Raw genomic sequence first — 3,674 nt, 5'->3', positions numbered from 1 at the left:
GTCCGTGGTGGTCTCCCCCGCGCCGCCGCCGCAGCCGCAGCCGCCGCACCCGCAGCCGCCGGCCTCCGCCGCGCGCTCGCCGGTGGCCAGGTCCTGCTGGGTCGTGTCGGTCATGACAGCTCCTCGGTGTCGCGGCGCCGTGGACGGCCGTCGTGTCGCGGCCGTGCGCCGGGCCGTCGTCGGCCGGTTGCTTTCTACTCCTCTTTCGGTGGAAAATCCACCGTGCCCATCCCGCGCTCCGCACCGGCCCTGCGACTGCCGCCGGGTGCCCGGCGTGCGGCCCTGCTCGCCGCCCTCGAGGAGCAGGGCGGCCCGACGACGGTCGGTGAGCTGGCGGACGTGACCGGCCTGCACCCGAACACCGTGCGGGCGCACCTCGACGTGCTCGTCCGGGAGGGCCGCGCGTCCCGCCGCACGGACCAGCGCGGCGCCCGCGGTCGCCCGCGCGAGCTCTACGAGGCGTCCGGCGCACCGGATCCCGCGCAGGCGTACGCCTCCCTCGCCCTGCTCCTGGCAGAGCAGCTGGCCGCGGCGACCGGCGACCCCGCGGTGGACGGTGAGGACATGGGCCGGCGGTGGGCGGCACGGTCCGCGACGACGCCGCCCGGCACGTCCACCGCGGCGGAGGGGGTCGCCGAGGTGGTCCGCGTGCTGCGGCGCGCCGGCTTCGCCCCGGAGCTCGCCGCGGACGGGCGCCGGGTGCTGCTGCACAGCTGCCCGATCCGGGACGTCGCCCACGCCCAGCCCGGCGTGGTCTGCCAGGCGCACCTCGGCCTCATCCGGGCGACGCTCGAGGCGGCCGGCTCGGACGTCGTCGCCACGAGCATCCAGCCGTTCGTCGCGCCGGACCTCTGCGTCGCCACGCTCGCCGACCCGACGACGCCCGACGACGCCGGGACGCCTCAGTAGCGGGCCTGGGTCGGGTCCACGTGCTCCACCCAGGCGAGCACGCCGCCCTCGAGGTGCGCGACGTCGGCCCAGCCCGCCGCCAGGAGGGCCCGTGCCGCCTGCTCCGACCGGACACCGCTGCGGCAGTGCAGGACCACCGGCACGTCGCGGCGGACCTGCGCCAGGGTGCTGCCGTCGAGAAGGCCCCCGAGGGGCACCGGGTCCGCGCCCGGGATCGCGACGACCTGCCGCTCCCCCGGCTCCCGCACGTCGACGAGCTGGAGGTCCGGGCCGCCCTGCTCCCGGGCCGTGAGCCGTGCCGCGAGGTCCGTCGCGGCCACGACGGGGACCGGGACCTGCGACCCCCCGTCGTCCGGAGCAGGGTCGTCCGGAGCAGGGCCGTCCGGAGCAGGGCCGTCCGGAGCAGGGACGCCCGGGGCGGAACCGTCGGACGCGGCGTCGCCGGTCGCGCTGCTCGCCGTCGTCGCGGCGACCAGCGGCACCTCGGTCCACCGGGCCGCGAGGGCGTCCAGCACGAGCAGCCGGCCCAGGAGCGGCCGTCCGACCCCGGTGAGGAGCTTCACCGCCTCCGTGGCCATCAGGGACCCCACCTGACCGCACATGGCCCCGAGCACCCCGCCCTCGGCGCAGGACGGCACGGTGCCGGGTGGCGGCGGGGCGGGGAAGAGGTCGCGGAGCTGCACCGGCGCGACCCCGCTGCCGGCCGGTGGCGAGCCCCAGAAGACCGCCACCTGGGCGTCGAACCGGAAGACCGAGCCCCACACCTCCGGCAGCCCCAGGCGGACGCACGCGTCGTTGACGAGGTAGCGCGTGGGGAAGTTGTCCGTCCCGTCGACGACGAGGTCGTAGTCCGACAGCAGGTCGGCCGTGCCGGCGTCCAGCCGCACGGGGTGGGTGACGACCTCCACCTCGGGGTCGAGCGCCCGCACCGCGTCGGCGGCGGAGTCGACCTTGGGCCGCCCCACGTCCGCGACGCCGTGGAGCACCTGGCGCTGGAGGTTCGAGGCCTCCACGACGTCGTCGTCGACGATGCCCAGCCGCCCGACGCCCGCCGCCGCCAGGTAGAGGAGCACCGGGGCGCCGAGCCCGCCGGCACCCACCACGCAGACGCGGGCGTTGCGCAGGCGCCGCTGCGCGGTCTCCCCGAGCTGCGGCAGGAGGAGGTGCCGCGACCAGCGCTCGCGCTGCGCGGCCGTCAGCGGTGGACCGGGCTCGACGAGCGGAGGGACGGACGGCGGGCCTGACGAAGGGCTCACCGGGTCAGCGTAGGCGTCACGGCTCGACCCGCAGGAGGCCGGAGGCCCCACGCTCGGCGTCGACCATGCGGTGCGAGACGAACGGGTACGTCCCCGCCTCGGGCATGACGAGCTCGACGAACCCGCCCTGCGCCGGTTCCAGCGCCAGGACCTGCGCGCCGCCCGTGGGATCCCCGCCGACCGCCGCGGGCCCGCCGAGCAGGTAGGCGCCCTCGCTGTAGACGGTGTCGAACTGCCCCCCGACGACGTGGAACGCGGAGGACCGGTTGGGGCCCGCGTCGAGCACCCAGAACCGCACCCGCTCCCCGACCCGCGCCCGCAGGGGCGCGTGCCGGTACTGCGACGCGTGACCGTTGAGGACGACGCCGTCCGGCTGCTCGAGGACCAGCTTCGCCTCGTCGGTGAGCATCGCGCCGTCCTCGGCGCCGGCGGTCACGTAGAGCTCGGACTGCACCACGAGGAACTCCCGGTCGACCGGCGGCAGCCCCGGCGGGTCGATGACCACGGCGCCGAACATGCCGTTGGCGATGTGCAGGGACATCGGCATGGTCGAGCAGTGGTACATCCACACCCCGGACCGGTTCGCTGTGAAGGTGTAGGTCAGGCTCTGGCCGGGATCGATCGTGCGCATCGGCCGCTCCGGCGCGAGGGCGCCGGCGTGGAAGTCGATGGAGTGCCCCAGCGAGCCGTCGTTGACGAGCGTGATCTCGAAGGTGTCGCCGACCTTCCCGCGCAAGGTCGGTCCCGGGAAGGTGCCGCCGAAGGTCCAGACGGTCCGCCGGACGCCCGGCGCGACCTCCTGCTCCTGCTCGGTCACCTCCAGCGTCACGCGGTGGACCGTGCCCGGCGGGGCCGGTGGCAGCGTGGCGTCGCGGACGACGACGTCCTCCCCCAGCGGCGCGAGGAGGTCCATGGGCACACGGTCGCCCGCCCCCGGCGCGCCGTGGCCGGCTGCGCCCGTGCCGACACCAGGTCCCCCCGGAGGGTGCTCCGCCGTCCCGGCCGCCGGGTCGCCGTCGGCCGCACCGCCGGTGACGACGACGTCGAACGTCATGCCCATCTGCCGGTGGCCGGCGACGGAGCACCAGCCCGCCAACGACCGGCCGACCACCCCGACGTCCATCCGCGTGGTCGCCCCGGCCGCGAGGCGCCCGCTGCTCGCGCCGGAGTCCAGCACCAGGTCGTGCACGGTGTCGTCGACGTTGGTCACCACCAGGACGAGGCGGTCTCCCGCGGCGACCTCCACCGAGGCCGGCGCGAAGCGCATGTCGCGGGCCTCGACCTCGACCTCCACGACCTCGCCGCTCGCGGTGACGCCGCCGGAGGCCGCGGCACCCAGGCCGACGGCGGCGGGGTCGCCGGCGACGCCGGCCGCCACCACGAGGACGAGCGCCACGCCCGCGGCCAGGGCGGGGCCGCCGGACGTCCGGTGCCCTGCGAGCACCTCCGCGGGCGTGATCGTCACAGGACCGGCACCGGCGGCCCGCACGGGCGAGGCCCGCCGGACAC

Annotated in this window: 3 protein-coding genes; 1 reads left to right on the top strand and 2 read right to left on the bottom strand. The window is 76.8% G+C overall.

Features of this window, described 5'->3' with window-relative positions; translation table 11 throughout:
• The first annotated feature begins 222 nt into the window (after nt 1-222).
• Nucleotides 223-909: a helix-turn-helix transcriptional regulator gene (locus N866_RS16880; RefSeq protein ID WP_052023194.1), complete on the top strand. Its 687-nt coding sequence runs from the start codon at nt 223-225 to the stop codon at nt 907-909.
• Here N866_RS16880 and N866_RS16875 read toward each other — a convergent pair.
• Entirely contained in the window at nt 903-2,165 is a 1,263-nt protein-coding gene (locus tag N866_RS16875) for a ThiF family adenylyltransferase (protein ID WP_034228648.1), read from the bottom strand. The two genes, N866_RS16880 and N866_RS16875, sit on opposite strands and share 7 nt — an antisense overlap.
• 16 nt (nt 2,166-2,181) lie before the next feature.
• Nucleotides 2,182-3,674: multicopper oxidase domain-containing protein (locus tag N866_RS16870; protein ID WP_155855442.1), on the bottom strand; the 1,493-nt coding region annotated here is incomplete at its 5' end.

The sequence above is a fragment of the Actinotalea ferrariae CF5-4 genome (genome assembly GCF_000603945.1).
GTDB classification, from domain to species: Bacteria; Actinomycetota; Actinomycetes; order Actinomycetales; family Cellulomonadaceae; genus Actinotalea; species Actinotalea ferrariae.
This window is presented reverse-complemented; position numbering and strand designations above follow the sequence as displayed.